Annotated in this window: 27 protein-coding genes; 18 read left to right on the top strand and 9 right to left on the bottom strand. The window is 64.2% G+C overall.

The genetic code is table 11. From position 1 onward, the window contains the following. Positions 1-192 precede the first annotated feature (192 nt). From AC1DW2_RS01995 to AC1DW2_RS02010, 4 genes are all read left to right on the top strand, one after another. Complete coding sequence (locus AC1DW2_RS01995; protein WP_283016941.1) at positions 193-1,698, top strand: M81 family metallopeptidase; 1,506 nt, start codon at positions 193-195, stop codon at positions 1,696-1,698. Between the two features lie 13 nt (positions 1,699-1,711). Next, on the top strand, positions 1,712-2,875 hold the full coding sequence (locus tag AC1DW2_RS02000) for a M20 aminoacylase family protein (RefSeq protein WP_247309496.1): 1,164 nt from the start codon (positions 1,712-1,714) through the stop codon (positions 2,873-2,875). A 2-nt stretch (positions 2,876-2,877) separates the two neighbouring features. Beyond that, positions 2,878-4,299, top strand: a complete 1,422-nt coding sequence (locus AC1DW2_RS02005; protein ID WP_477005129.1) for an amidase — start codon at positions 2,878-2,880, stop codon at positions 4,297-4,299. Positions 4,300-4,437: 138 nt separating this feature from the next. Further along, the gene (locus AC1DW2_RS02010; RefSeq protein WP_028150016.1) at positions 4,438-5,328 is read left to right on the top strand and encodes a crotonase/enoyl-CoA hydratase family protein; all 891 of its coding nucleotides are present in this window, start codon (positions 4,438-4,440) and stop codon (positions 5,326-5,328) included. A gap of 107 nt (positions 5,329-5,435) precedes the next feature. Here the strand turns inward: AC1DW2_RS02010 and AC1DW2_RS02015 are convergent, their stop codons facing one another. The 3 genes from AC1DW2_RS02015 to AC1DW2_RS02025 form a co-directional block, all read right to left on the bottom strand. Then, complete coding sequence (locus tag AC1DW2_RS02015) at positions 5,436-6,413, bottom strand: NADPH:quinone oxidoreductase family protein (RefSeq protein WP_354124469.1); 978 nt, start codon at positions 6,411-6,413, stop codon at positions 5,436-5,438. Then, positions 6,413-7,021 carry a 2-hydroxychromene-2-carboxylate isomerase gene (locus AC1DW2_RS02020; RefSeq protein ID WP_283016945.1) on the bottom strand — a complete coding sequence of 203 codons (609 nt, stop codon included), beginning with the start codon at positions 7,019-7,021 and terminating at the stop codon, positions 6,413-6,415. The genes AC1DW2_RS02015 and AC1DW2_RS02020 overlap by 1 nt, the downstream gene beginning before the upstream one ends. Positions 7,022-7,192: 171 nt before the next feature. After that, positions 7,193-7,894: a glutathione S-transferase N-terminal domain-containing protein gene (locus AC1DW2_RS02025; RefSeq protein ID WP_477005130.1), complete on the bottom strand. Its 702-nt coding sequence runs from the start codon at positions 7,892-7,894 to the stop codon at positions 7,193-7,195. A 110-nt stretch (positions 7,895-8,004) separates the two neighbouring features. Here AC1DW2_RS02025 and AC1DW2_RS02030 point away from each other — a divergent pair, with 110 nt between their 5' ends. Together AC1DW2_RS02030 and AC1DW2_RS02035 are read left to right on the top strand one after the other, a co-directional pair. Beyond that, complete coding sequence (locus AC1DW2_RS02030) at positions 8,005-9,027, top strand: methionine synthase (protein ID WP_283016947.1); 1,023 nt, start codon at positions 8,005-8,007, stop codon at positions 9,025-9,027. Next, a complete protein-coding gene (locus tag AC1DW2_RS02035; RefSeq protein ID WP_283016948.1) occupies positions 9,027-9,257 on the top strand; it encodes a hypothetical protein in 231 nt (76 codons plus the stop codon). The genes AC1DW2_RS02030 and AC1DW2_RS02035 overlap by 1 nt, the downstream gene beginning before the upstream one ends. Positions 9,258-9,296: 39 nt before the next feature. Here AC1DW2_RS02035 and AC1DW2_RS02040 read toward each other — a convergent pair whose 3' ends face one another. The 3 genes from AC1DW2_RS02040 to AC1DW2_RS02050 form a co-directional block, all read right to left on the bottom strand. Then, positions 9,297-9,917 carry a hypothetical protein gene (locus AC1DW2_RS02040; RefSeq protein ID WP_208087546.1) on the bottom strand — a complete coding sequence of 207 codons (621 nt, stop codon included), beginning with the start codon at positions 9,915-9,917 and terminating at the stop codon, positions 9,297-9,299. 86 nt (positions 9,918-10,003) lie between these two features. After that, the gene (gene gpt / locus AC1DW2_RS02045; protein WP_028150009.1) at positions 10,004-10,531 is read right to left on the bottom strand and encodes a xanthine phosphoribosyltransferase; all 528 of its coding nucleotides are present in this window, start codon (positions 10,529-10,531) and stop codon (positions 10,004-10,006) included. 38 nt (positions 10,532-10,569) lie between these two features. Next, complete coding sequence (locus AC1DW2_RS02050; protein ID WP_166091725.1) at positions 10,570-11,307, bottom strand: competence/damage-inducible protein A; 738 nt, start codon at positions 11,305-11,307, stop codon at positions 10,570-10,572. 277 nt (positions 11,308-11,584) lie between these two features. Here AC1DW2_RS02050 and AC1DW2_RS02055 point away from each other — a divergent pair, with 277 nt between their 5' ends. The 9 genes from AC1DW2_RS02055 to AC1DW2_RS02095 all read left to right on the top strand — a co-directional run bounded on the left by AC1DW2_RS02055 (position 11,585) and on the right by AC1DW2_RS02095 (position 19,342). Beyond that, positions 11,585-13,003 (top strand): circularly permuted type 2 ATP-grasp protein, encoded by a 1,419-nt coding sequence (locus AC1DW2_RS02055; RefSeq protein WP_354102221.1) that lies wholly within the window; start codon positions 11,585-11,587, stop codon positions 13,001-13,003. Positions 13,004-13,007: 4 nt separating this feature from the next. Continuing rightward, complete coding sequence (locus AC1DW2_RS02060) at positions 13,008-13,952, top strand: alpha-E domain-containing protein (protein WP_028150006.1); 945 nt, start codon at positions 13,008-13,010, stop codon at positions 13,950-13,952. Positions 13,953-14,121: 169 nt separating this feature from the next. After that, positions 14,122-14,970, top strand: coding sequence for a transglutaminase family protein (locus AC1DW2_RS02065; RefSeq protein ID WP_063982452.1), 849 nt, complete (start codon positions 14,122-14,124; stop codon positions 14,968-14,970). A gap of 183 nt (positions 14,971-15,153) precedes the next feature. Beyond that, a complete protein-coding gene (locus AC1DW2_RS02070; protein WP_477005131.1) occupies positions 15,154-15,879 on the top strand; it encodes an acyl-CoA dehydrogenase family protein in 726 nt (241 codons plus the stop codon). Between the two features lie 2 nt (positions 15,880-15,881). After that, entirely contained in the window at positions 15,882-16,319 is a 438-nt protein-coding gene (locus AC1DW2_RS02075; RefSeq protein ID WP_477005132.1) for an acyl-CoA dehydrogenase family protein, read from the top strand. A gap of 54 nt (positions 16,320-16,373) precedes the next feature. Continuing rightward, positions 16,374-16,781 (top strand): carboxymuconolactone decarboxylase family protein, encoded by a 408-nt coding sequence (locus AC1DW2_RS02080; protein ID WP_028154692.1) that lies wholly within the window; start codon positions 16,374-16,376, stop codon positions 16,779-16,781. Positions 16,782-16,895: 114 nt separating this feature from the next. Then, entirely contained in the window at positions 16,896-17,654 is a 759-nt protein-coding gene (locus tag AC1DW2_RS02085) for a proteasome-type protease (protein WP_028154691.1), read from the top strand. A gap of 33 nt (positions 17,655-17,687) precedes the next feature. After that, on the top strand, positions 17,688-18,446 hold the full coding sequence (locus AC1DW2_RS02090; RefSeq protein ID WP_028150002.1) for an SDR family oxidoreductase: 759 nt from the start codon (positions 17,688-17,690) through the stop codon (positions 18,444-18,446). Between the two features lie 284 nt (positions 18,447-18,730). Continuing rightward, positions 18,731-19,342, top strand: a complete 612-nt coding sequence (locus AC1DW2_RS02095) for a hypothetical protein (RefSeq protein ID WP_166091693.1) — start codon at positions 18,731-18,733, stop codon at positions 19,340-19,342. A 72-nt stretch (positions 19,343-19,414) separates the two neighbouring features. Here AC1DW2_RS02095 and AC1DW2_RS02100 read toward each other — a convergent pair whose 3' ends face one another. Further along, a complete protein-coding gene (locus AC1DW2_RS02100) occupies positions 19,415-20,653 on the bottom strand; it encodes an MFS transporter (protein WP_439035164.1) in 1,239 nt (412 codons plus the stop codon). Positions 20,654-20,812: 159 nt separating this feature from the next. Here AC1DW2_RS02100 and AC1DW2_RS02105 point away from each other — a divergent pair, with 159 nt between their 5' ends. Next, positions 20,813-22,063 (top strand): NupC/NupG family nucleoside CNT transporter, encoded by a 1,251-nt coding sequence (locus AC1DW2_RS02105; RefSeq protein WP_477005133.1) that lies wholly within the window; start codon positions 20,813-20,815, stop codon positions 22,061-22,063. A 143-nt stretch (positions 22,064-22,206) separates the two neighbouring features. On the opposite strand, the gene AC1DW2_RS02110 is transcribed toward AC1DW2_RS02105, so the two are convergent. After that, the gene (locus AC1DW2_RS02110; RefSeq protein WP_166091685.1) at positions 22,207-22,746 is read right to left on the bottom strand and encodes a cupin domain-containing protein; all 540 of its coding nucleotides are present in this window, start codon (positions 22,744-22,746) and stop codon (positions 22,207-22,209) included. 160 nt (positions 22,747-22,906) lie between these two features. Next, positions 22,907-23,194 (bottom strand): usg protein, encoded by a 288-nt coding sequence (locus AC1DW2_RS02115; protein WP_014494242.1) that lies wholly within the window; start codon positions 23,192-23,194, stop codon positions 22,907-22,909. 378 nt (positions 23,195-23,572) lie between these two features. On the opposite strand from AC1DW2_RS02115, the gene AC1DW2_RS02120 reads away from it, so the two are divergent. Both AC1DW2_RS02120 and groL read left to right on the top strand, forming a co-directional pair. Further along, positions 23,573-23,887, top strand: coding sequence for a co-chaperone GroES (locus AC1DW2_RS02120; protein ID WP_008139213.1), 315 nt, complete (start codon positions 23,573-23,575; stop codon positions 23,885-23,887). 44 nt (positions 23,888-23,931) lie between these two features. After that, a complete protein-coding gene (gene groL / locus AC1DW2_RS02125) occupies positions 23,932-25,572 on the top strand; it encodes a chaperonin GroEL (RefSeq protein WP_071912538.1) in 1,641 nt (546 codons plus the stop codon). The last annotated feature ends 64 nt before the right edge of the window (positions 25,573-25,636 follow it).

Genomic DNA, 25,636 nt, shown 5'->3' on the forward strand with positions numbered 1-25,636 from the left:
AGCGGAGCGAAGCAATCCAGAGTCCCTCTGCGGAGACGGTCTGGATTGCTTCGCTTCACTCGCAATGACGGGTAGCGACCATCATCATTCGAAAATGACTTAAAGCCATGCGCGGCGGCATGGGCTCCTCGCTTGCCCCCGCCTCGAAGCCAAGGCTAACGTCGCGCACTTTCAAACGCTGGACCAGAATTAATGACACGTATCGCCGTCGGCGGCTTCCTCCACGAGACCAACACGTTCGCCCCGACGAAGGCGACTTTCGCGGACTTCCAGCATGGCGGCGGCTGGCCGGCCATGACGGAAGGCGCCGACGTATTGAAGGTGATGCGCCGCATCAATGTCGGTCTCGCCGGCTTCGTCGACTGCGCCGAAGCGAATGGCTGGAACCTCATTCCGACGATCGCCTGCGGCGCAAGTCCGTCGGCGCATGTCACCAGGGACGCCTTCGAGCGTATCGTGAAGGTGATGGTCGACGGTATCGCCGCCGCCGGCCCGCTCGATGCGGTCTATCTCGATCTGCATGGCGCGATGGTGACCGAGCATCTCGACGACGGCGAAGGCGAGATTTTGGCGCGCGTGCGCCGCGTCATCGGCAAGGACGTTCCGCTGGTTGCCAGCCTCGACCTGCACGCCAACGTCACGCCCGAGATGATGGAACACGCGGACGCGCTGATCGCCTACCGCACCTATCCGCATGTCGACATGGCCGAGACCGGCCGCGCCTCCGCAAGGCACCTCGCCCTGCTGCTGCAGACCAGGCAGCGCTTTGCAAAGTCGTTTCGCCAATTGCCGTTCTTGATCGCGATCAGCTGGCAATGCACCAATGACTTTCCCACCAAGGGCATCTACGAAAAACTGGCGGCGCTGGAGAGCGACGCCGTTCCGACGCTGTCCTTCGCGCCCGGCTTCCCCGCCGCCGACTTCCGCGACTGCGGCCCGAGCGTGTTCGCCTATGGCAAGACGCAGGCCGATGCCGACCGCGCGGCCGATGCGATCGTCAAACTGATCGAAAGCCACGAGGACGATTTCGACGGCAAGATCTGGTCGCCCGACGACGGCGTGCGCCATGCGATGGAACTCGCCAAGGGCGCGAGCAAGCCGATCATCATCGCCGACACCCAGGACAATCCGGGCGCCGGCGGCGATTCCGACACCACCGGCATGCTGCGCGCGCTGGTACGCAACAAGGCGAGCGCCGCGACCGGCGCGATCTACGACCCGATCTCGGCCAAGGCCGCGCATGAGGCCGGCGTCGGCGCCACCGTGACGCTGTCGCTCGGCGGCAAATCCGGCATTCCCGGTGACGAGCCCTATCGCGAGACCTTCACCGTCGAAAAGCTCTCCGACGGACGCTTCATCGCGCCCGGCCCCTACTACGGTGGCCGCGAGATGGAGATGGGTCCCTCCGCGTGCCTGCGCATCGGTGACGTCCGCGTCGTCGTCTCCTCGCACAAGGCACAGCTCGCCGATCAGGCGATGTACCGCTATGTCGGCATCGAGCCGACCGCGCAGAAGATTCTGGTCAACAAGAGCTCGGTGCACTTCCGCGCCGATTTCGAGCCGATCGCGGAAAAGCTGATGATCTGCGCCGCGCCCGGCGCGATGCCGGCCGACACAGCCACCCTGCCCTGGACGCGCCTGCGGCCGGGCATCCGCATCAAGCCGAACGGCCCCGTTTTCACGCCCCCATCACGCTAACCGGACAGGACACATGCCCACGATCGACCGCATCGACGGCTATGCCGACGAACTCACTGCTATCAGGCGCGACCTCCACGCCCATCCCGAGATCGGCTTCGAGGAAGTGCGCACCTCCGGCATCGTCGCCGACAAGCTGAAGAGCTGGGGCATCGAGGTGCACCGCGGTCTCGGCGGCACCGGCGTGATCGGCGTCATCAAGGGCAAGGGTTCGGGCAGCAAGCGCATCGGGCTTCGTGCCGACATGGACGCGCTGCCGATGGAAGAGAACACCAATCTGAAATGGAGTTCGAAAATCCCCGGCCGCTTCCACGGCTGCGGCCATGACGGCCACACCACCATGCTGCTCGGCACCGCGCGCTACCTCGCCGAGACCAAAAATTTCGACGGCACCGTGCACCTGATCTTCCAGCCGGCCGAGGAAGGCCTTGGTGGCGCTCGCGCGATGATCAAGGACGGCCTGTTCGAGAAGTTTCCCTGCGACGAGCTCTACGGCCTACACAACGCGCCCGACCTCAACCTCGGCGAAATCGCGATCCTGCCCGGCCCCGCGATGGCCAGCGCCGACTTCTTCGACCTGCGCATCACCGGCTACGGCGCGCATGGCGCGATGCCCGAACGCTCCAAGGACGCGGTGATCATCGCGACCACGCTGGCGCAGGCGATCCAGACCATCGTCAGCCGCAACGTCGAGCCGCTGCAGGCCGCCGTCATCTCGATCACGCAGATTCACGCCGGTTCGGCCTACAACGTCATCCCTGGCGAGGCCCATCTCTGCGGCACCATCCGCACCTTCTCGGATGAAGTCCGCGCCCTGATCGCCGAACGCATCCGCACGATCTGCGCCGGCATCGCATCCGCATATCAGTGCGTGATCGAAGCCGACATCCGCGACACCTTCGGCGTGCTGGTCAACCAGGTCGAGCAGTCCAAGGTGGTCGAGGAGGTCGCGCGCACCGTCGTCAACCCCGCCAACGTGATCACCCGCGCCCAGCCGAAGATGGGCAGCGAGGATTTCGCCGACATGCTGCAAACCATTCCCGGTGCCTACTTCTGGATCGGCCACGACGGCTCGGTGCCCGTGCACAATCCCGGCTTCGTGCTCGACGACAAGATCCTGCCGATCGGCGCCAGCATGTTCGCCCGGATCATCGAAACGCGCATGCCGGTAGGTTAGCAATGCACAAGAAGAGCGTCGAAGAGGCCGTCACCTCGCTGCACGATCTCTCCGCGGTTGATCTGATCGCGGGCTATCGCGCCAAGCAGTTCTCGCCGAGCGAGGTGCTGGAGGACGTGCTTGCGCACGTCGCTGCGTGGGAACCGCACCTCAAGGCGCTCTTCGCGTTCGACCCCGACAGCGCGCGCGAGGCCGCGAAGGCCTCGACCGCGCGCTGGAGCGGGGGCGAACCTTCCGGCGCGCTCGACGGCGTGCCTGTCACGGTAAAGGACAACATCGCGACCAAGGGCGTGCCGGTGCCGCTCGGCGCTGCCAGCGTGAAGCTCGTGCCAGCCGAGAAGGACGCACCGCCCGCTGCGCGACTGCGCGAGGCCGGTGCGATCATCTTCGCGAAGACCACCATGCCCGATTACGGCATGCTGTCCTCGGGACTCTCCAGCTTCCACGCGCTGGCGCGCAATCCCTGGGATCTCTCCAAGAATCCCGGCGGCTCCAGCGCGGGCGCCGGCGCGGCGGCTGCGGCCGGCTATGGCCCCTTGCATCTCGGCACCGATATCGGCGGCTCGGTCCGCCTGCCTGCGGGCTGGTGCGGTCTCGTCGGCCTGAAACCGAGTTTTGGCCGCGTGCCGATCGACCCGACCTATGTCGGCCGTGTCGCCGGTCCCATGACCCGCACGGTCGACGATTGCGCGCTGATGATGAGCGTGATTGCAAAGCCCGACCGGCGCGACGGCATGAGCCTGCCCGCCGAGCCTCTCAACTGGAAGGGACTGGAGAAATCCCCGCGCAAACTGCGCATCGGCCTGATGCTCGATGCCGGCGTCGGCCTGCCGGCAGAAAGGCCGGTCCGCGATGTTGCAGTGAAAGCCGCAAAGGCGTTCGAATCTGCAGGTAGCGTCGTCACCGAGGTCGACGGCATTTTGACCCGCGAGATGCTCGACGGCCTCGACAATTTCTGGCGCGCGCGGATGTGGGACGATCTGGCCAAGCTGACGCCGGCCGAACAGGCAAAGGTGCTGCCCTACATCTTCAAATGGGGCGCATCCGGCGCAAAGCTCTCGGGTGTGGACGTCATCCGCGGCTTCAATCAGACCATGGCGATCCGCGCCGCTGCGTCAAAGCTGTTCTGCGAGCTCGACTACGTGATCTCGCCGACCGCGCCGAACGTGAACTACCCTGCGGACTGGGCCTCGCCCACCAACGATCCGATGCGGCCGTTCGAGCACATCTGCTATACCGTGCCATGGAATATGTCGGAGAACCCTGCGGTCTCCCTCAACGGCGGTTTCGACGCCAACGGCTTTCCCATCGGCGTGCAGATCGTCGGCCGTCGCTTCGATGATATTGGCGTGCTCGGCATGGCCAAGGCGTTCGAGGGCTTGCGCGGCGCACAGAAGCCCTGGCCGAGCCCACCGGCAAAGTAAGCATTCCGTCATGGCCGGGCTTGTCCCGGCCATCCACGTTCTTGTACTGCTCGCATGCCCAGTCCGCGCAAGACGGACAACGGCGACCATGCGTCTCGTCTCATTGAGATCGCACTTAAGATGAGGAAGGAAACCACCATGGCGTATGAGACGATCAAATACGAGGTCGCCGAACAGATCCTCACCATCACGCTGAACCGGCCCGACAAGCTCAACGCCTTCAACGCGCAGATGCAGGCCGAGCTGATCGACGCGTTCGACGCCGCCGACAAGGACGACGACGTCCGCGCCATCATCGTCACCGGCGCCGGCCGCGGTTTTTGCGCGGGCGCCGATCTTTCCTCGGGTGCGGACACCTTCGATCGCGACGCGCGGCGCGGCCCGGTAAAGCGCTTCGCGGACGGCAAGGTCGATTACAGCGATCCGCAGGTGCGCGACGGCGGCGGCCAGGTGACGCTGCGCATCTTCAAGTGCCTGAAGCCCGTCATCGCCGCCGTGAACGGCCCTGCCGTCGGCATCGGCGTCACCATGCAACTGGCGATGGACATCCGCATCGCCTCGGATGCCGCGCGCTTCGGCTTCGTGTTCTCCCAGCGTGGCATCGTGCCGGAGGCCGCCTCGAGCTGGTTCCTGCCGCGCATCGTCGGCATCTCGCAGGCGCTGGAATGGTGCTATTCCGGCCGCGTCTTCCCGGCCCAGGAAGCTCTCGCCGGCCGCCTCGTCAGCAAGGTCGTAGCTCCCGATGATCTCTTGCCGACCGCCCGCGCGCTGGCCAAGGAATTCGCCGCCAAGACCGCGCCGGTGTCGGTCGCGCTGATCCGCCAGATGATGTGGCGCATGATGGGCGCCGACGATCCCATGGAAGCCCACAAGGTCGACAGCCGTGGCATCTACACGCGCGGCCGCTCGGACGACGTTAGGGAAGGCGTGGTGTCGTTCCTGGAGAAGCGTCCGGCGCAGTTCAAGAACAAGGTGTCGAGCGATATGCCGGACTATTTCCCGTGGTGGAGCGAGCGGGAGTACAAGTAAGAGGGATCGTAGGGTGGGCAAAGGCGCTCTTGCGCCGTGCCCACCATCTATCAGCAATCGAAACCAGAATGGTGGGCACGCTTCGCTTTGCCCACCCTACGGCACCGTCAATCCATCACCAGCGCCACCCGCCCGATCGCCTTGCGGTCGATCAACAGCCGCATCGCTTTAGCATAATCCTGCAGCGGCAGGCGGTGCGAGACGTTGGGGCGGAGCTTGCCTTCTTCCGCCCATTGCAGCAGCGCCTTCAGGCGCACCTCGCCGAGCGCGGGATTCTTCCGTACGGCCTCACCCGCACGCACGCCGAGCACGCTCGCGCCCTTGATCAGCAGCAGGTTGGTCTTCGCCGAGCCGATGCCACCGGTAAAGCCGATCACCAGCAGCCGCGCGCCCCAGGCAATGCAGCGCATCGAGTTCTCGAACACCTCGCCGCCGACGGGATCGAACACGACGTCGGCGCCACGACCGTCTGTGATGCGCTTGATGGCATCGCGAAACGGCTCGCGATCGTAGCGCACGAGATGGTCGGCGCCGCGCGATTTCGCTATCGCAAGCTTCTCGTCGCTGGAGGCGGTCGCGATCACGGTCGCGCCCAGCATCTTGCCGATCTCGACTGCGGCAAGCCCCACGCCACCGCCGGCGCCATGCACCAGCAACACCTCGCCCGGCATGACCCGGCCGCGATCGATCAGCGCGTGATAGGCGGTGCCGTGGCCGGCGAGATAGGTCGCAGCTTCCGCGTAGTCGAACGTCGACGGCATCGGCGTTAGCTGCGTCGGCATCACCACCGCTTCGTCGGTGAAGGCGCCATGACGCATCTTGACGATGACCTTGTCGCCGACGGACACGCCGCTTGCCTCTGCGCCCACCTCGGTGACGTCGCCGGCGGCCTCCATGCCGGGCGTGAAAGGCAGCTCCGGCTTGAGCTGATATTCGCCGGCCGCCATCAGCACGTCCGGAAAGTTCAATCCGGCGGCGCGGATCGCAACGCGCACCTCACCCGGTTTGACGGCGCGCGACGGAAACTCCTCCAGCCGCAACGTCTCGGGCGCGCCGAGTTCGCGGCAGACGACAGCCCGCACCATCAGGCCGCACTCGCCTTGCTGCGTTCGAGCGCCTCGCGGATCAGCGGCAGGCGGTCGTTGCCGAAGTACATGTCGGTCTTGCCCACGAAGATCGTCGGAGAGCCGAAGCCGCCGCGTGCCACGACCTCTTCCGTGTTGGCCTTGAGCTGGTCCTTGATTGCCTGCTCGGAGATGCCGGCAAAGAACTTCTGCTCGTCGACACCGACGTTCCTGCAGATCTCGGCGAGCACCGCGTCCTGCGAGATGTCCTTGTCGCCGCCCCAATAGGTCTCGAACACGGCAGTGGCGAACGGCACCATGTCTTTCCCCAGCCAGATGCAGCCGCGCATGACCTTCACGCTGTTCACCGGAAACACCGTCGGCGGCATCTTGATCGCGAGGCCGGCCGAGCGCGACCAGTCGGCGAGGTCTTTTTTCATGTAGCGCGCCTTCAGCGGCACCGGCGTCTCGCGCTGCGCGTAGACGCTCGGATTGACCGTGTTGAAGATGCCGCCGACCAGGATCGGCCGCCAGATGATCTCGGCCCCCAGCTCCTTTGCCAGCGGCTGGATGTTGTGGAAGGCGAGGTAGGTCCAGGGGCTGGAACAGTCGAAGAAGAATTCAATCATGGCGTTTCCTTTGCGTCTTGTTTGTCGTGCTCTATCCCCGTCATTGCGAGCGACTTGTCCGCCATAGCTCGAAGAGCGACGGCGGAAGCGAAGCAATCCAGAATCTTTCCGCGGAACCAGTCTGGATTGCTTCGTCGCTTCGCTCCTCGCAATGACGATGGGGCGAGCAGCCTACTTCTTTCCCAGCACTTCCTTGGCACGCTGGCCGAACATGATCTTGCGTGATTCCTCGTCGAACGGCTCTTTCACGAACTTGCCGATCGCAAGCCCCGCCTGCACCTGCGGCCGTGCGCGCACCTCGGCGTACCAGCGTTTCACGTTCGGATAGTCGTCGAGCGTAAAGCCCTGCGCCTTGTGGGTCATGGTCCAGGGGAAGCAGGCGATGTCCGCGATGGAATAGTCGCCGGCGACATAGGCGCCGGTCTTGGCCAACTGCCGGTCGAGCACGCCATAGAGCCGCGCGGCCTCGTCGCGGTAACGCTCAATCGCATAAGGGATCTTTTCCGCCGCATAGAGCGCGAAATGGCCGTGCTGGCCGAGCATCGGCCCGAGGCCCGCCATCTGCCACATCACCCACTGGATGGTCGTCGAGCGACAGCGCAGATCGCTGGCCAGGAAGCGGCCGGTCTTCTCGGCGAGGTAAATCAGGATCGCGCCGGTCTCGAACGCCGAGAACGGCGCACCGCCGTCGGCGGGTGCGTGGTCGACGATCGCGGGAATGCGATTGTTGGGGGAGACCGCCAGAAATTCGGGGCTGAACTGCTCGCCGGCGCGGATATTGACGGGCTTCACGTTATAGGGGAGCCCGAGTTCCTCCAGCATGATCGAGATTTTCCAGCCGTTCGGCGTCGGCGCATAATAGAGGTCGATCATCGCCCTTCCCTGTCGTCGCCAATGGAATAGAGAGCGACTTTTGTTGTTCTGTACCTTGACGTTAAGACATGGCAGGAAGGGGCGCAACACAACCTGCCGGGAGAGCCGCCATGCTGTTTCCAACCACGATCGCCGGCTCCTTGCCGAAGCCGGAATGGCTCGCCGAGCCGAACATGCTCTGGGCACCCTGGAAGTCGCAAGGCGCCGAGCTTCTCCGCGCCAAGCGCGATGCGACCATGCTCGCCGTCAAGGTCCAGGAGGATGCCGGCATCGACATCGTCACCGAGGGCGAGCAGGCCCGCCAGCATTTCGTGCACGGCTTCCTGGAGAAGATCGACGGTATCGACTTCGCCCACAAGGTCGAGATGGGCATCCGCAAGGACCGCTACAAGGCGATGGTGCCGCAAGTGGTCGCGCCGCTTCAGCTCAAGGGGCGTGTCCATGCCGACGAGGCGCGCGTGGCGCGCACGCACACAACGAAGAAGCTGAAGTTCACCCTGCCCGGCCCGATGACCATCATCGACACGATTGCGGACCGCTACTACGGTGATCGCGTCAAGATGGCCTTTGCCTTCGCCGATCTCCTCAACGAGGAAGCCAAGGCATTGCAGGCCGACGGCGTCGATCTCGTGCAGTTCGACGAGCCCGCCTTCAACGTCTACATGGACGAGGTCAACGACTGGGGCATCAAGGCGCTGGAGCGTGCCGCGCAGGGGCTGACCTGCGCCACCGCCGTGCACATCTGCTACGGCTACGGCATCAAGGCCAACACCGACTGGAAGGAGACGCTCGGCGCACAGTGGCGGCAGTACGAGCAGATCTTTCCGGCGATCGACGCGAGCCCGATCCAGCAGGTCGCGATCGAGTGCCGTAATTCCAAGGTGCCGCTCGATTTGCTGGCGCTGCTGAAAAACAAGATCGTGCAGGCCGGCGTGATCGACGTCGCCAGCGACACGGTGGAGACGGCCGAGGACGTCGTGCAGGTGATCGACGCGGTGTCGAAGTTCGTTCCCAAGAGCAACATCATCGCCACCACCAATTGCGGCATGGCGCCGATGCGGCGGGAGATCGCCGAGGCCAAGCTGATGGCGCTCGGCGCCGGTGCCGCGCTGGCGCGCGAGAAGCTGGGGTGATGGTGCTCCGAACGGCACTCGTCGTCACGGCTCTTGCGGGGATCACATTCGCTGTGCGCGCGGAGGATCGCTCCGTGCTGCTGAATTGCAAGGCCATGGTCGAGCGTGCGTCAAAGGATACGGGTACGGCAACCGAGGCCGAGCTCACCCGCTGCCGCCAGATCATGCGCGAATGGGCGCTGCGCGATGCGCGGACGACAGTGGATGAGCAGGGGCGGCCGCTGAAATAGCCACACGCTCGCTGCGTTCCCTCCCCCTTGCGGGGACGGTCAGGCGCGGTGCGCGCTGGGGTGCAATGTGACCTCATAGCCGGCGCTCATCGCGCGCAGCGTCGATGGCGGGGTCAGCAACCGCGCATCGTCAAGCTCTCGCGCGCCTTCAACATAACCCGCCGTCGACCACAGCAGCGCCCCGCCCTGCATCAGCAGAAAGCTTTCCTCGCCCTGCTGCAGCATCGCGCCGTCTGGAAGCTGGTCGAGCGGCACCAGCAGCGCATGAAGCCGCTTCTTGCCGTGATCGAGCCGCTCGTGGTGCAGCACCGTGTCGATATCGTGCATGCGGACATCACGGACGCGGTTGCCCTTCTCCCACGCAGCCCGGAAGCGATTGGCATCGTCACGGCGGCAGTAGAAGCAGGGGCGATGGCCGGCGGCGAGCGCGGTGGCCTCGTCGAGGAAGAACAGCTCGGTCCAGCTGTGCGTCGTCATCACCTCGCGACGGCGGCCGCGGAATTCGCAAACACAGGTGAGCCAGGCCGGCGACGACCACCGCTTCTTGAGCAGCGTCCTGGTCGCGGGATCATGGATGATGCCGCGATTGCCGGTGAACAGGCCACGGTGCGGCGTGGCGATGATGTCGCCGGTCGGCGTGACACGGTTTTGCAGGGGCATGGCCACCTCCACCTGTCATTGCGAGCGAAGCGAGACAATCCAGAAATGCGTCTGCGGAAATCGTCTGGCTTGCTTCGTCGCTTCCCTCACGCCGCGCCGTCGCGCAGCGGCGGGTGGTAGGACAGCGCGGTGTCCCAGGGGAAGAAGATCCAGGTGTCCTGCGAGACCTCCGTGATGAAGGTGTCGACCAGCGGGCGTCCCTTCGGCTTGGCGTAGACGGTGGCGAAATGCGCATCGGGCAGCATGTCGCGTACCAGCCTGCCGGTCTTGCCGGTGTCGACGAGGTCGTCGACGATCAGAAGCCCCTTGCCGGTGCCGCCGCCGAGCTTCATCGCCGCCTCGGACATGCCCTTGAGGACCTGGAGCTCGCCCTGCTTGTCGTGGTCGTAGCTGGCGATGCAGACCGTATCGATGATGCGGACACCGAGCTCGCGCGCCACGATCGCGGCCGGCACCAGCCCGCCGCGGGTGATCGCGATGACGGCGTGGAACGGGCCGACCTCGTTGAGCCGCCAGGTCAGCGCCCGGCAGTCGCGGTGGAACTGGTCCCACGAAACAGGAAAGGCCTTGCCGGCCCGCTCCTGCGCGCTCAGTTCCGGTGCTTCGCCAGCCATTGTTGTCTCCTGCCAATCTTCATCCGGCAGCCATTCTGCTACCGGGTGATGTTCAATCCCGCCAGCATTTCCTTCACCGCCGCCATCGCCGCTGCCAGCTTGTCCGCGTCGCGCGAGCGCACCACCAGATTGGTGTTCGGCTTCTGATCTTCGTCCATGAACGGATAGCTGCCGATGATGGTGTCGGGATGGGCGGCGGCGATCGCGCGCAGCGGGCTGCCGATGTCACCTTCGCGCGCATTGGCGCGGACCGATTCGGAGAGCATACGCACGCCCGACTTCAGCTTGGGCGAGACGATGTCCATCATCGCCTGCATGATCGAGGGCACGCCGGCCATCACGATGACGTTGCCGATCTTGAAGCCGGGGGCGAGGATGGTCGCGCTCTGGATCAGCTCGGCGCCATCGGGGATGCGGGCCATGCGCAGGCGGGCCTCGTTGAGGTCCTGCTCGCTCCAGCGCTCGCGGAAGCGGGCGACGACCTCCGGATGGTGGTCGATGCCGACGCCGAACGCCTTGGCGACGCTGTCGGCGGTGATGTCGTCATGGGTTGGCCCGATGCCGCCGGTGGTGAAGACATAGGCGTAGCGATGCCGCAGTGCATCCAACGCCGCGATGATGTCGTCCTCGTCGTCGGAGACGACCCGGACTTCCTTCAGGTCGATGCCGATATTGGTCAGGTATTCGGCGATGAAGCCGATATTCTTGTCCTTGGTGCGGCCGGACAGGATTTCATCCCCGATGACCAGAATGCCCGCCGTGACGATGTCGCTCATACCTTAAGTCCCTCACCTGTCGGCCCGACTTTGCCGAGGTAACGCGTTGAAGTCACGCGGTTTTGCTGCCGAAATAAGCAGTCCTCAGCCATTTTTTGAGGCACCCTCCCGGCTGTCCCCGGCAAATGCCACAACTCCATGCTTATCGCGCTGGCCCAGCCCTTGCTACCTCCTCAGAGTCATGCACTCTTGCCGCATGGCCAGGACGTTGCGGTCTTCACCAAGGCCTAGCGACCTGTCGAATGGCGCAACGCCTTGCGGAGACAAGTCGGGATCTATGGCAGTCGCGTTTGATGAAATGAACATTCCCGGCGGGGACCTTCGCCCCGCCTATCAGGAGCTGGCGCGCTGGCTCAAGGAGACGCCTCCCGAGGCGCTCGAATATCGCCGCCAGGAGGCCGAGCTCCTGTTCCGCCGCATCGGCATCACCTTTGCCGTCTATGGCGATTCCGAATCCACCGAGCGCCTGATCCCCTTCGACGTGATCCCGCGAATCATGTCCGGCAAGGAATGGGCGTTGCTGGAGAAGGGCCTGAAGCAGCGCGTGCGCGCGCTCAACATGTTCCTGCGCGACATCTATCACGGCCGCGACATCCTGCGCGCCGAGGTCGTGCCCGACGACCTGATCTTCCAGAACCCGGTGTTCCGCCCCGAGATGAACGGCCAGCAGGTGCCGCACGACGTCTACGTGCACATCGCCGGCATCGACATCGTCCGGATCGATGCCGAGGACTTCATCGTGCTGGAGGACAATGCCCGTACGCCGTCGGGTGTGTCCTACATGCTGGAAAACCGCGAGATCATGATGCGGTTGTTTCCGGACCTGTTCGCCCGCCACAGGGTGGCTCCGGTCGAACGCTATCCGGACGAACTGCTCTCCGCGCTGCGTTCGGTGGCGCCGCAAGGCGCCTCCGGCGAGCCGACCGTCGCCCTGCTCACGCCCGGCGTCTACAATTCGGCCTACTACGAGCACTCCTTCCTTGCCGACAAGCTCGGCATCGAACTGGTCGAAGGCCGCGATCTCATCGTCAAGAACAACGAAGTGTTCATGCGGACGACCGAGGGAGTGAAGCGGATCGACGTGATCTATCGCCGCGTCGACGACGATTTCATCGACCCCCTCACCTTCCGTCCCGACTCCGTGCTCGGCGTGCCCGGGCTGATGTCGGCCTATGCGGCCGGCAACATCACGCTCGCCAATGCGGTCGGCACCGGCATCGCCGACGACAAGGCGATCTACTCCTACATGCCGGACATCGTGAAATTCTATCTCGGCGAGGAGCCGATCCTGAAGAACGTGCCGACGTGGCGTTGCCGCGAGCCGAAGGACCTTGCCTATGTGCTCGACAATCTCGGCGAGCTCGTCGTGAAGGAGGTCCACGGCTCCGGCGGCTACGGCATGCTGATCGGCCCCGCCGCGACGAAAGCGACGATCGAGGCCTTCCGCGAAAAGCTCAAGCGCGAGCCGGAAGGTTTTATCGCGCAGCCGACGCTGGCGCTCTCGACCTGCCCGACCTGTACGGCAAGCGGCCTCGCGCCACGCCACGTTGACCTGCGCCCCTTCGTGCTCACCGGCAGCAAGAGCACCACGATCGTGCCCGGAGGGCTGACACGGGTCGCGCTCAAGGAAGGCTCCCTGGTGGTGAATTCGAGCCAGGGCGGCGGCACCAAAGACACCTGGATCCTGGACGAGTAGTCAGATGCTGTCGCGTACCGCCGAAAACCTCTACTGGCTCGCCCGCTATGTCGAACGGGCCGAATATCTCGCGCGCACCATCGATGCGACGCTGCGCGTCACCGCGCTTCCCGCCGCCTATATCGGCAAGACCAATGAATGGGACTCGGCGCTTCTCACCGCCGGCGTCGCCGCGAGCTTCTATCAGCAATACGAAGTCGCCAACGAGCACAACGTCGTCGACTACCTCTCGTTCTCGGCAAGCAATCCATCATCGATCAGGAACTGCATCGAGGCGGCGCGGCTGAACTCGCGCTCGGTGCGCACCGCGCTCACCAGCGAGATGTGGGACACCATCAACTCGGCCTGGATCGAACTCCAGGAGGTCTGGAGCAAGGGCACCTCCACGCGCGAGGATCTCGCCAAATTCCTGCGCTTCGTGCAGGAGACTTCGCTGCGCTTCGACGGCTCGGCCTACCGGACCATGCTGCGCAACGACGCCTACTGGTTCTCGCGGATGGGCGTGCATCTGGAGCGCGCCGACAACACCGCGCGCATCCTCGACGTGAAGTACCATGTGCTGCTGCCCGAGGAGGAGCATGTCGGCGGCCCGCTCGACTTCTATCAGTGGAGCTCGATCCTGCGCTCGGTCTCGGCGCTGACAGCCTATCACTGGGTCTATCGCGAGACGCTGAAGCCGTGGCTGATTGCGGACCTGCTCATCCTCAACGACACGCTGCCGCGCTCACTGGCAAGCTGCTACGGCAATCTCGTGCGCAACCTCGACCAGATCGGCGTCGCCTACGGCCGCCAGGGCCCCGCCCAGCGCCATGCCCGCGGCATCCGCAACCGGCTGGAACACAGCAATATGAACGACATTTTCCAGCACGGCGTGCATGAATTCATTCAGGAATTCATCACGGACAATTCCAGGCTGGGCGAAATCATCACGAAGCAGTATTTGATCTGATGTCCCCCGGCTGACGAAAACGGGATATCGTCATGGCCGGGCTTGTCCCGGCCATCCACGTTCTTGCTTTTGCGCGGCGAGGAAGATCGTGGATGGCCGGGACAAGCCCGGGCATGACGAGCTTCTTCGCAATAGGCAGCGGGTCTAACCACTAACTTCACGGTCCACCATGCGCCTGCGAATCCTGCACACCACGACCTATCGCTACGAGCCGCCGGCCACCAGCGTGATCCAGATCCTGCGCATGACGCCCGGCAGCCATGACGGGCAGTATGTGGCGGAGTGGCAGATCGACGTCTCGACTGACACCAAGCTCGACACCCATGAGGATGCCTTCGGCAACGTCACCCATGTGCTGTCCTGCGGACCCGTCGGCGACATCAAGATCACCGCCGAGGGCCTGATCGAGACCCACGACACCGGCGGCGTGCTGCGCGGCGCCGACGAGCGCTTTCCGGCCGGCATGTTCTTGCGCGCCACCGACCTCACCACCGTCAATCCGGCGATGACGGCGGTCGCGCGGCAGTTGCGCAGCGAGGCCGAGAGCGACACGCTCGGCTTCCTGCACACGCTGATGACGCAAATCAGCGATCACATGACCTTCGACGAGGATCCGACCAACAGCGGCACCTCGGCGGCCGAAGCGTTCACGCTCAAGCGCGGCGTCTGCCAGGACTACGCGCATATCTTCATCGCCTGCGCCCGCAGCGGCGGCGTGCCGGCGCGCTTCGTCTCCGGCCATTTCCTGCGCTCGGACGGCACGGTGCACCAGGATGCCGGCCATGCCTGGGCGGAAGCTTACGTCGACGGTCTCGGCTGGGTCGGCTTCGATCCCGCCAACTGCATCTGCACCACCGACGCCCATGTCCGCGTTGCGATCGGGCTCGACTATCTCGGCGCAGCCCCCGTGCGCGGCACCCGCTATGGCGGCGGTGCGGAGACGCTGACGGTGGCCGTGAAGGTCGAGCAGGCCGGCCGCGGCGGGCAATCGCAGTCGCAGTCACAGCGGCAAAGCTAGGCGCTGCGGTATCTCGTCACGAGGCATCTGCGGCGCAATCACGTCGCAGCGTTACAGCTGTAATCGACGACGGCCCGCGCTGAAACCGTCCCGTAGCGCCATCTCTTCAACCTCCGTTGTGATCCGTTTCCGCAACAGAGGTTGAGACAGATGCGGCTTCACGAAAAGAACAAGAAGCATTCCGTGCCCCTGCGCGATCCCCACCAAGACATGCTTGCGGGGATCCGGGAGTTGGCTCCCGAGATCAAGGCCCGCGCCGCCGAGATCGAAGCCGCACGCCGCGTCCCGCCCGACCTCGTGGAACGGCTGCGGTCGATCGGGCTCTTCCGGATGTTCGTTGCGCGGAGCCATGGCGGGCTGGAGCTGGATTTTCCGGCCAGACTGGAGGTCATCAAGGCACTGGCCCGTCTCGACGGCTCGATCGGCTGGATCGCGACTGTCGCCGGAGCCAGCAGCCTCTTCGTCGCAGCGTCACCCCCGGAATTGTACCAGCGCATCTATCAGGACGGACCCGATACGGCGATCTGCGGCTCATCCCAACCGGGTGGAACGGCAGAGCGCGTGGCCGACGGTTATCGCGTCAAGGGCCGCTGGCCGTTCGCCAGCGGTTGCACGCACGCCGACTGGATCGGCGGGTTCTGCATTGTCACCGAAAATGGCAAGCCGGTCCCCGGCCCGCAGGGCAAGCCGCTGCTTCGCGTCGTTGTGTTGCCGGCGCGCGACTGGGAGATCGAGGACACTTGGCACGCGGCGGGGCTCAAGGGCACCGGCAGCCATCACGTCACGCTGCGGGAGACGCTGGTTCCCGAGGCCAATTTCTTCGATCTCGATGCCGCCCGCGCCAGTCGGGTCCGCTCTATCGGGCGCTGCGCCAATGGCTGCCATTGGTGCACGGCGCATTCACGGTAGGCATGGCCGAGGGCACCGTCGATGACCTGCTCGCGCTGGCGGGCACCGGAAGGCAGCAATTGTACGCGGCCGTGCCGATGCGGGAGTCCGAGATCTTCCAGTACGATCTCGGCCGGATCTCCGCCGACCTCGGGGCCGCGCAAGCGTTTCATGAGGTCCAGGCCGCCAGCCACTGGCGTCACGCGCTGGCGGGAACGCTGAACGACGAAGACCTCATGATCGAGGGGTCCCGGTCCGCGACCTGGCTCGCCACGACCTGCGTCGGCATCGCGGATGCCTGCTTTGCGCTGGCCGGCGCCAGCGTGGTCTATGACAGTTCGCCGCTGCAGCGGCGCCTGCGCGACCTTCACGTCGCAGCTCAGCACGCTCACGCGCAGCAGCGGCAATATGTCGACGTCGGCAAGCTGGCCTTGCGTCGTGCGGCCGGACATGCCGGCTGAGCGCTCGAGCCGTGCTACACTCGCGGGATCAGACCTGACCCCGCGAGGTACCCCATGGCGACCGTAAAGCTGCTTTCGGACGATGAACTCTCCGCCGAGGCGCGCGCCGTTTTCGACGATATCCGCAAGGTGCGGAAGTCGGACTTCGTCAACAATTTCTGGCGCGCGCTGGCGCATGATCCGAAGACGCTGCGGCGGACTTGGGAGAGCATCAAGGAGGTGATGGCACCCGGCGCGCTCGATCCCAAGATCAAGGAAATGCTCTATGTCGCAGTCTCGATCGCGCATGGCTGCAGCTATTGCATCCATTCGCACACCGCGGGCGCACGGGCCAAGGGCATGACCGAGGCCGAATATGGCGAGATGCTCGCCATCGTCGGCATGGCCGCGGAGACCAACCGGCTGGTCACGGCGCTCGGCGTCCCCGTCGACGAGGCGTTTCTCGTCGATGCCGCTGACTGAGCGGCAGAGATAGCTGTTTCGCCGGAGAATGACGACCTCCCCCGGGGAATCGGGGGTTTCATGCCTCCCCGAAATTGGCTAGTAATTCCGCGCAAACGCGTTCGGGGACGGGAAATGACCTATTGTTGCGGAATCCTGGTTCGGGACGGTCTGGTGATGATCGCCGACACCCGAACCAATGCCGGGCTCGACAATGTCTCGACCTTCCGCAAGCTCCACATCTTCTCCAAACCCGGCGACCGCATCATGGCGATCGCCAGCGCCGGTAACCTCGCCATCAGCCAGTCGGTGCTGTCGACGCTGACCGAAGGCCTGGAGGACCCCACCACGGGCGAGGTCGAGACGCTGATGAACGCGCCGACCATGTTCCAGGCCGCCCAGCGCATCGGTCGGGCGATCCGGGCGGTGCACGCGACCGAAGGACCGGCGCTGCGATCCGAAGACGTCTCCTTCGACGTCTCCTTCCTCTTCGGCGGCCAGATCAAGGGCGCGCGCATGCGCCTGTTCATGGTCTACACCGCCGGCAATTTCATCGAGTGCACCACGGACACGCCCTACCTGCAGATCGGCGAGCACAAATACGGCAAGCCGGTGCTCGACCGCGCCATGCATTACGACGTCGAGCTGTACGAGGCGCTGAAGACCGGCCTGATCTCGATGGACTCGACCATGCGCTCCAATCTCGGCGTCGGCCTGCCGATCGACGTGCTGGTGGTGCGTAGCGATGCCTGCGATGCCGATCTCAACCACCGCATCGAGGCCGGCGAGCCCTATTTCCACGACCTCCGTTCGCGCTGGTCGGCGGCCCTGCGCGCGGCGCATCAGAACATTCCGCGGCCGCCCTACAAGAACGAAAAAGAACCAAAAACCTGACAGCCAACTTGAAGAGAGAAAAGGCAGGAAACGATGAGTGAAGCAAACAAGATCGCAGTGGTGACGGGCGCGGGCACCGGTGTCGGGCGCGCGGCGTCGCTGGCGTTGATGAACATCGGCTTCACCGTGGTGCTGGTCGGGCGCCGGCTCGACATGCTCGAGGAGACCGCAAAGCTCGGCCCCGCAGGCAAGAGCCTGTGCGTCACCGCGGACATGACCAAGCCGGACTCCATTGCCGCGCTGTTCGACAAGGTGAAGGCGACCTACGGCCGGCTCGACGTGCTGTTCAACAATGCCGGCATGGGCGCGCCGGCGGTGAACTTCGAGGATCTCAGCCTCGAGCAGTGGCAGGCGGTGGTGAACACCAACCTCACCGGCCCGTTCCTGTGCACCCAGCACGCCTTCCGCATCATGAAGGACCAGAGCCCGCGCGGCGGCCGCATCATCAACAACGGCTCGATCTCGGCGCACGCGCCGCGTCCGTTCTCGGCGGCCTACACCTCGACCAAGCATGCCATCACGGGCCTCACCAAGGCCTCCAACCTCGACGGCCGCATGTACGACATCGCGGTCGGCCAGGTCGACATCGGCAATGCCGCCACGCCCATGACCGATCGCATGGTCAACGGCCCCGGCGTGCTGCAGCCCGACGGCACCACCAAGCACGAGCCGCGCATGGACGCCAAGGCGGTCGGCGACGCCGTCGCCTACATGGCCGGCCTGCCGCTCGATGCCAACGTGCTGACGATGACCGTCATGGCCACCAAGATGCCGTTTGTCGGACGGGGCTGAAGACCTCTCTTCCCTCTCCTCGCTTGCGGGGAGAGGGCCTGACTCAAAAAACTGAAAAACAACCCCATGCACAGTAGGCGTCAAGGCGCCGCGAAGTCTCCCCGCAAGCGGGTGAGACGGAATAAGTCCTGGCCCCGCCTCGACAATCGTCCTTACACGCGCGCAGAGCCGGGAAACAGCGAGAAAGCATGTCACAATCCCGAACTAAGGTATGAGCCACCTAGGGTAGAGCCATAATCCCGGCCATTACCCGGCGGCTCCGCAAATCGTTCGGAACGGTACAAATGGGTTTGGACATATATCATCTTCACATCGACGATGACGTCACTGATTTTCCTGTCATCATCGACGTCGAGCAGGCTCAACTTCAGAAGATCGTTCAATTCAGCCGCAAGAAAACAAATCAGTATATCGACTTTGAGCGGCTTCTTTCCGATCACGGATTCTCCGCGCGAGACTACTATCAAGCCCTTCATCAACGGGAGCTGTCAGGGATCGGAAAATTCTCCGACAGCTTTTATTTCTGCCCCACAGGCGAATCGGATCCGATGAACCCGACCCAGACGGGTCTATACTTTACCGACAAGAGAAGCTTTTTCGCGCCGAAGCCGCAACTGCCGCCAAATGTCTTGAAGAGATTGAAGACCTTCAAGATCAAGCAGTATCCGATGATCGATAGATTGGAGGATGTCGTCTACACCAAACAGATCGGGTATCAAAGAAACGCCGTCGCTGACGCCTTTTTCAACGAATTTCTCCCGGACGGGATGTTCGTTGAAAAGTCGTACGCGCAGAGAATATTCGAACTAACGATTGCTGAGGCACAGCAGGATTTCCGAACCAGCTTTCTCGACAACTGGGACGACCAACGCAGTCTCGTCGTGGTCTCCTGGTGAGAGACCACGCCTCCACGGTAGCAGTCTGGATTGCTTCGCTGCGCTCGCAATGACGGATGATAGAGCGGAGCCCTACTCCAAGCTCTCCACCTGCCGCAGCGCCGGAAACAGCTTCATCCACAGCAGCGCGACCGCGACGGTGCAGACGCCGCCGAGCACGGCCGCAGGCATCGCGCCGAGCAGCGCGGCTGCGACGCCGCTCTCGAACTGGCCGAGCTGGTTGGAGGCGTTGATGAAGAGGAAGTTCACCGCGCCGACCCGGCCGCGCATCTCGTCGGGGGTTGAGAGCTGCACCAGCGAGAAGCGGATCACGACGCTGATCGTGTCGGCGGCGCCCAGAACCGCGAGCGACAACACCGACAGCCACATCCACGACGACAGCGCGAACACGACCGTGGCGACGCCGAACACGATCACAGCCTGGAACATGCGCAGGCCCACATGCCGCGAGATGGCGTGACGCGCGAGCACCATGGTCATCAGCAGCGCACCGACCGCGGGCGCGGCGCGCAAGATCCCGAGCCCCATCGGGCCGGTCTGGAGGATGTCGCGGGCATAGATCGGCAACAGCGCGGTGACGCCGCCGAACAGCACGGCAAACAGATCGAGCGAGATGGTGCCGAGGATCGCCGGATTGCTGCGGATGAAGCGGACGCCGGCGAAGATGTTGTCGGCGTCCGTCCCCTCCTTGGAGACCGCCTGCGGGCGCGGCCGGATGAAGCCAGTCAAAATCATCCCGAGAATCCAGAACAGCAGCATCACGGCATAGGCAAGATGCGGCGCGACCGCATAGGCAAAGCCGCCGAGCGCCGGACCCGTGATGGTCGCGACCTGCCCCGCGCCGCTCGCGACTGCGGTTGCGCGCTGGAGCGATCCCTGCGGCGCGATCAGCGGCAAGAGAGCCGCAGTGGTCGGGCTCTCGAAGGCGCCGGCAATGCCGAGCACGAAGGTCGCGATGAAGATCTGCACCTCGCTGACCAGGCCGAGATAGGTGATGATTGCGAGATAGAGCGCGGTGGCGGCTTCCACGAGCTGGCAGAGCTGGACCACGCGCTTGCGCTCGAAACGGTCGGCGGCGTGGCCGGCGACGAACACCAGAAGCGCGGTGGGCAGGAACTGCACGAGGCCGACCATGCCGAGATCGAAGGCCGAGCCGGTGAGATCATAGATCTGCCAGCCGATCGCGACCGCCGCGATCTGGCTGGAAAAGCGCGACAGGCTGCGCGAAAGCAGGAAGAACAGGAATGCGCGGTGGGAGAGAAGTGCGCGGGCGGTGACCGGCGGATTCGAGGATATCGGCTGCTCTGTCATCGCCTCTTGGGTCACGCTTGGACCGTCCGCCCCCTGATTTCGACCCGCCCCGCGTGGCTGACGCAGGCCTGCTTGTCAACAGCGGGCGGCTCCGGCGGCCTTCCGGCATTGCGTTTGCAACGCACGCGCGGCCATAATCATTGAGGGTTTGGGGACATCATGCTTCGGCTGCAATCGGCACTCGGCGTTTTCGCATTGCTATTGATCGCCTGGGTGCTGAGCGAGAATCGCCGCGCGGCCTCGGCTCGCCAAGCAGCGATCGGGCTTGTCGCAACCTTCGTCACCGCGGTCGTGCTCCTGAAGGTGCCCGTCGTCGCGCGCGCCTTCGGCGCCATCAACGACGCGGTCGGCGCGATCTCGGCGGCCTCGCGCGCCGGCTCCTCCTTCGTGTTCGGCTATGTCGGAGGCGGTCCCCTGCCCTTCGATCTGAAGGTGCCGGGCGCCGATTTCATCCTGGCGTTCCAGGCGCTGCCGATCGTGCTGGTCATGAGCGTGCTGACGACGCTCTTGTTCTACTGGCGCGTGCTGCCGCCGGTCGTGCGCGGCATGGCCTGGCTGCTGGAGCGGACGCTGGGCGTCGGCGGCGCGGTCGGGCTCTCGACCGCGGCCAACATCTTCCTCGGCATGGTCGAGGCGCCGCTGTTCGTGCGGCCCTATCTGGCGCAGATGACCCGCAGCGAATTGTTCCTGGTAATGACCGGCGGCATGGCCGGCATCGCCGGCACGGTGCTGGTGCTCTATGCGACGCTGCTGGCGCCGCTCATTCCCGATGCCGCCGCGCATTTCGTCATCGCCTCCGTGCTGGGCGCGCCGGCCGCGATCCTCGTCAGCCTGATCATGGTGCCGGAGACGTCAGACAAGCGCACCGGCGGCGCGCTGGAGGATCCTGAGATGGACGTCTCCGGCCCGATGGATGCGATCGTCAAGGGGACGAGCGCGGGGATCGAACTGCTGATCAACATCGTCGCCATGCTGCTGGTGCTGGTGGCACTGGTCTATCTCGTCAATGCCGTCCTCGGACTGCTGCCCAATATCGGCGGCGCCGCGATCTCGCTGCAACGCCTGCTCGGCGTCGTGATGGCGCCGGTGTGCTGGCTGATGGGATTGCCCTGGGACCAGGCGGTGACCGCCGGCAGCCTGATGGGCACCAAGACCGTGCTCAACGAGCTGATCGCCTATGTCGACTTCTCGAAACTGCCGCCCGATACGCTCGATCCGCGCTCGCGCCTGATCATGCTCTACGCAATGTGCGGCTTCGCCAATTTCGCCAGCCTCGGCATCATGATCGGCGGCTTAGGGGTGATGGCGCCGGAGCGGCGCGAGGAGATCAACGCGCTCGGGCTGAAATCGATCGTCTCGGGAACGCTGACGACGTGCCTGATGGGCGCGGTCGTGGGGGTGTTGAGTTAGGCTCTCTCCACCCGTCATTGCGAGCGAAGCGAAGCAATCCAGACCGTCTCCGCGGAAAGATTTCTGGATTGCTTCGTCGCCAGCGCAAAATTGCTTCGCAATTTTGTCGCGGGCTCCTCGCAATGACGGCGGAAAGACCGCGCCTACGCCTTCAACTCCACCGTCCTGAACTCCGCCGGCAGGATCACCTCCAGCAGCTCCACGTCATCCGAATAATCCAGGATCATGTGCTTGATCTTCGGCGGCTGGGTCCAGGCGCTGCCTTCCTTCATCAAGGTCTCGCCCTGGCCGTCCATGTAGGTCTTCACCCAGCCCTTGAGCACGTAGACCATCTGGAATTCGACGTCGTGGAAGTGCAGCTTCGACACCTCGTTCGGATCGCAGGGGCCTTGCAGGCGGATCACGTGGGCTTGCGCGAGGCCGTGGCTGGCTTCGGCGATGCCGAGGTCGCGATACTTGGCGTAGACGCGCAGGCCGTCGGCCTTGAAGTCTTCCTCGCGGTGATGGCTGATGGCGATGCGCTGCTTGGGACGAGCGGGCTTTTTCGGAGCGGCCTTCGCCGGTGTCGTGCGCGCCTTTGCCTTCACCGCCTTGCGCGCCGAGGATCGTGCCACGGCCTTGGCTCCGCTCCGCTTCTTCACCGCGGCCTGGGCTGCACTGCGCGATTTTGTTTTCTTGGCCATGGGCCGCCTCCCTGTTGTTATAGGCGGAGGCTAGCACAGAACGAGATATCGTAGGGTGGGCAAAGCGAAAGCGTGCCCACCATTGCCAGATGCAATCGTGGAGAGATGGTAGGCACGGCGCGAGCGCGCCTTTGCCCACTCTACGATGCCGGCGCGCTGTTCAATGCAGCCGGAACACGCCATCCACGGCGCGCAGCTCGGCCGGCTTGATCAGCTTGGAATGCGCGACGGTCACCGAATGGAGCGGACCGTCGAGCTTCTCCTGCCAGAACGCCAGGAAATCCTTCAGCGCCGGAAATTTCGGAAACATGTCGTAGTTCTGCCAGACGTAGGTCTGGAGAAGCGAGGGATGATCGGGCATCCGATAGAGAATTTGCGCCGTCGTCAGCCCGTAACCCAAAAGCTGTTTCCGGAAATCTTCGGAAACGCCCCCACTCCGCAAGCCCATGCCAACCTCCTTTGCAGGAGCGCATTCAAGGGGCGGCTTGGTCGGTGTGCGCCTTACGAGCCACCCGGTACTGATGCGCTCACATGAGAGAAATGTGACGCAAACTGACAATCCATCTCAAGCCTAAAAGTTTAACAAGCTGTTGAAATTCAATGCTTTAGCAGCAGAGGCGGCTCCGTGCTAATACGGTCACCGGGCGGGTTAACGATGGTAAAGAGATTCTGGCACCCGGGCCTTCAGAGTGCCGATTTTTCTGCTAGAAGCCCTTGCCCCCGCAAAATTCCTGTCCTATTTCAGCCTCGCCTGTGCTAGCACTCGCGGGCACAGACTGCTAACGCCAAAAAATTCCCATACCGTGCAACTACTTAGGAGGACTGCATGAAATTCCGTCCGCTTCACGACCGCGTCGTGGTCAAGCGTATCGACGCAGAAGAGAAGACCGCCGGCGGCATCATCATTCCCGACACTGCCAAGGAAAAGCCCTCGCAGGGCGAAGTCGTCGCCGTCGGCCCCGGTGGCCGCGACGAAGCTGGCAAGCTGATCCCGATCGACCTGAAGGTCGGCGACCGCGTGCTGTTCGGCAAGTGGTCCGGCACTGAAGTCAAGATCGACAACGTCGACCTGCTGATCATGAAGGAAAGCGACATCATGGGCGTCCTCGACGTCCCCGCTTCCAAGAAGAAGGCGGCCTAAGAGCCCCCTCTCCCCACCAGCTAAACACCTAAGGAAAAATCCAGATGTCAGCTAAAGAAGTCAAATTCGGCGTCGATGCACGCGACAAGATGCTGCGTGGCGTCGACATCCTCGCCAACGCCGTCAAGGTGACGCTCGGCCCCAAGGGCCGCAACGTCGTCCTCGACAAGTCGTTCGGCGCTCCCCGCATCACCAAGGACGGCGTCACCGTCGCCAAGGAGATCGAGCTCGACGACAAGTTCGAGAACATGGGCGCGCAGATGGTGCGCGAAGTCGCCTCCAAGTCGGCTGACGCGGCCGGCGATGGCACCACCACCGCAACCGTGCTCGCGGCTGCGATCGTTCGTGAAGGCGCAAAGTCGGTTGCCGCCGGCATGAACCCGATGGACCTGAAGCGTGGTATCGACCTGGCCGTGGAAGCCGTGGTCGCCGACCTCGTCAAGAACTCCAAGAAGGTCACCTCGAACGACGAGATCGCCCAGGTCGGCACCATCTCCGCCAACGGCGATGCCGAAATCGGCAAGTTCCTCTCCGACGCCATGAAGAAGGTCGGCAACGAGGGTGTCATCACCGTCGAGGAAGCCAAGTCGCTCGAGACCGAGCTCGACGTCGTCGAGGGCATGCAGTTCGACCGCGGCTACATCTCGCCCTACTTCGTCACCAACGCCGACAAGATGCGCGTTGAGATGGACGACGCCTACATCCTCATCAACGAGAAGAAGCTCTCCTCGCTGAACGAGCTGCTGCCGCTGCTCGAGGCCGTGGTGCAGACCGGCAAGCCGCTGGTCATCGTCGCCGAGGACGTCGAAGGCGAAGCGCTTGCGACCCTCGTCGTGAACCGTCTGCGCGGTGGTCTGAAGGTCGCGGCCGTCAAGGCTCCGGGCTTCGGCGATCGCCGTAAGGCCATGCTGCAGGACATCGCGATCCTGACCGGCGGCCAGGCGATCTCGGAAGATCTCGGCATCAAGCTCGAGAACGTCACGCTCAACATGCTCGGTCGCGCCAAGAAGGTGATGATCGACAAGGAGAACACCACGATCGTCAACGGCGCCGGCAAGAAGGCCGACATCGAGGCGCGCGTGGCCCAGATCAAGGCGCAGATCGAGGAGACCACCTCGGACTACGACCGTGAGAAGCTCCAGGAGCGTCTCGCCAAGCTCGCAGGCGGCGTCGCGGTGATCCGCGTCGGCGGCGCGACCGAGGTCGAGGTGAAGGAGCGCAAGGATCGCGTTGATGACGCGATGCATGCGACCCGCGCGGCGGTCGAGGAAGGCATCGTCCCGGGCGGCGGCGTCGCCCTGCTCCGTGCCTCCGAGCAGCTCAAGGGTCTGCGCACCAAGAACGACGACCAGAAGACCGGCGTCGAGATCGTGCGCAAGGCGCTGTCGGCTCCCGCTCGCCAGATCGCGATCAACGCCGGTGAAGACGGTTCGGTGATCGTCGGCAAGATCCTGGAGAACAAGACCTACGCTTACGGCTTCGACTCCCAGACCGGCGAGTACGTCAACCTGGTCACCAAGGGCATCATCGACCCGACCAAGGTGGTCCGTACCGCGATCCAGAACGCAGCCTCGGTTGCCGCGCTCCTGATCACCACGGAAGCCATGGTTGCCGAGCTGCCCAAGAAGGGCGGCGCCGGTCCGGCGATGCCCCCGGGCGGCGGCATGGGCGGCATGGACTTCTGATCCAGCCGTTCAGATACGATACGGAATGCGAAACCCCGGCAGCGATGCCGGGGTTTTTGTTTTG

The organism is Bradyrhizobium sp. P3_C3, from assembly GCF_056402655.1.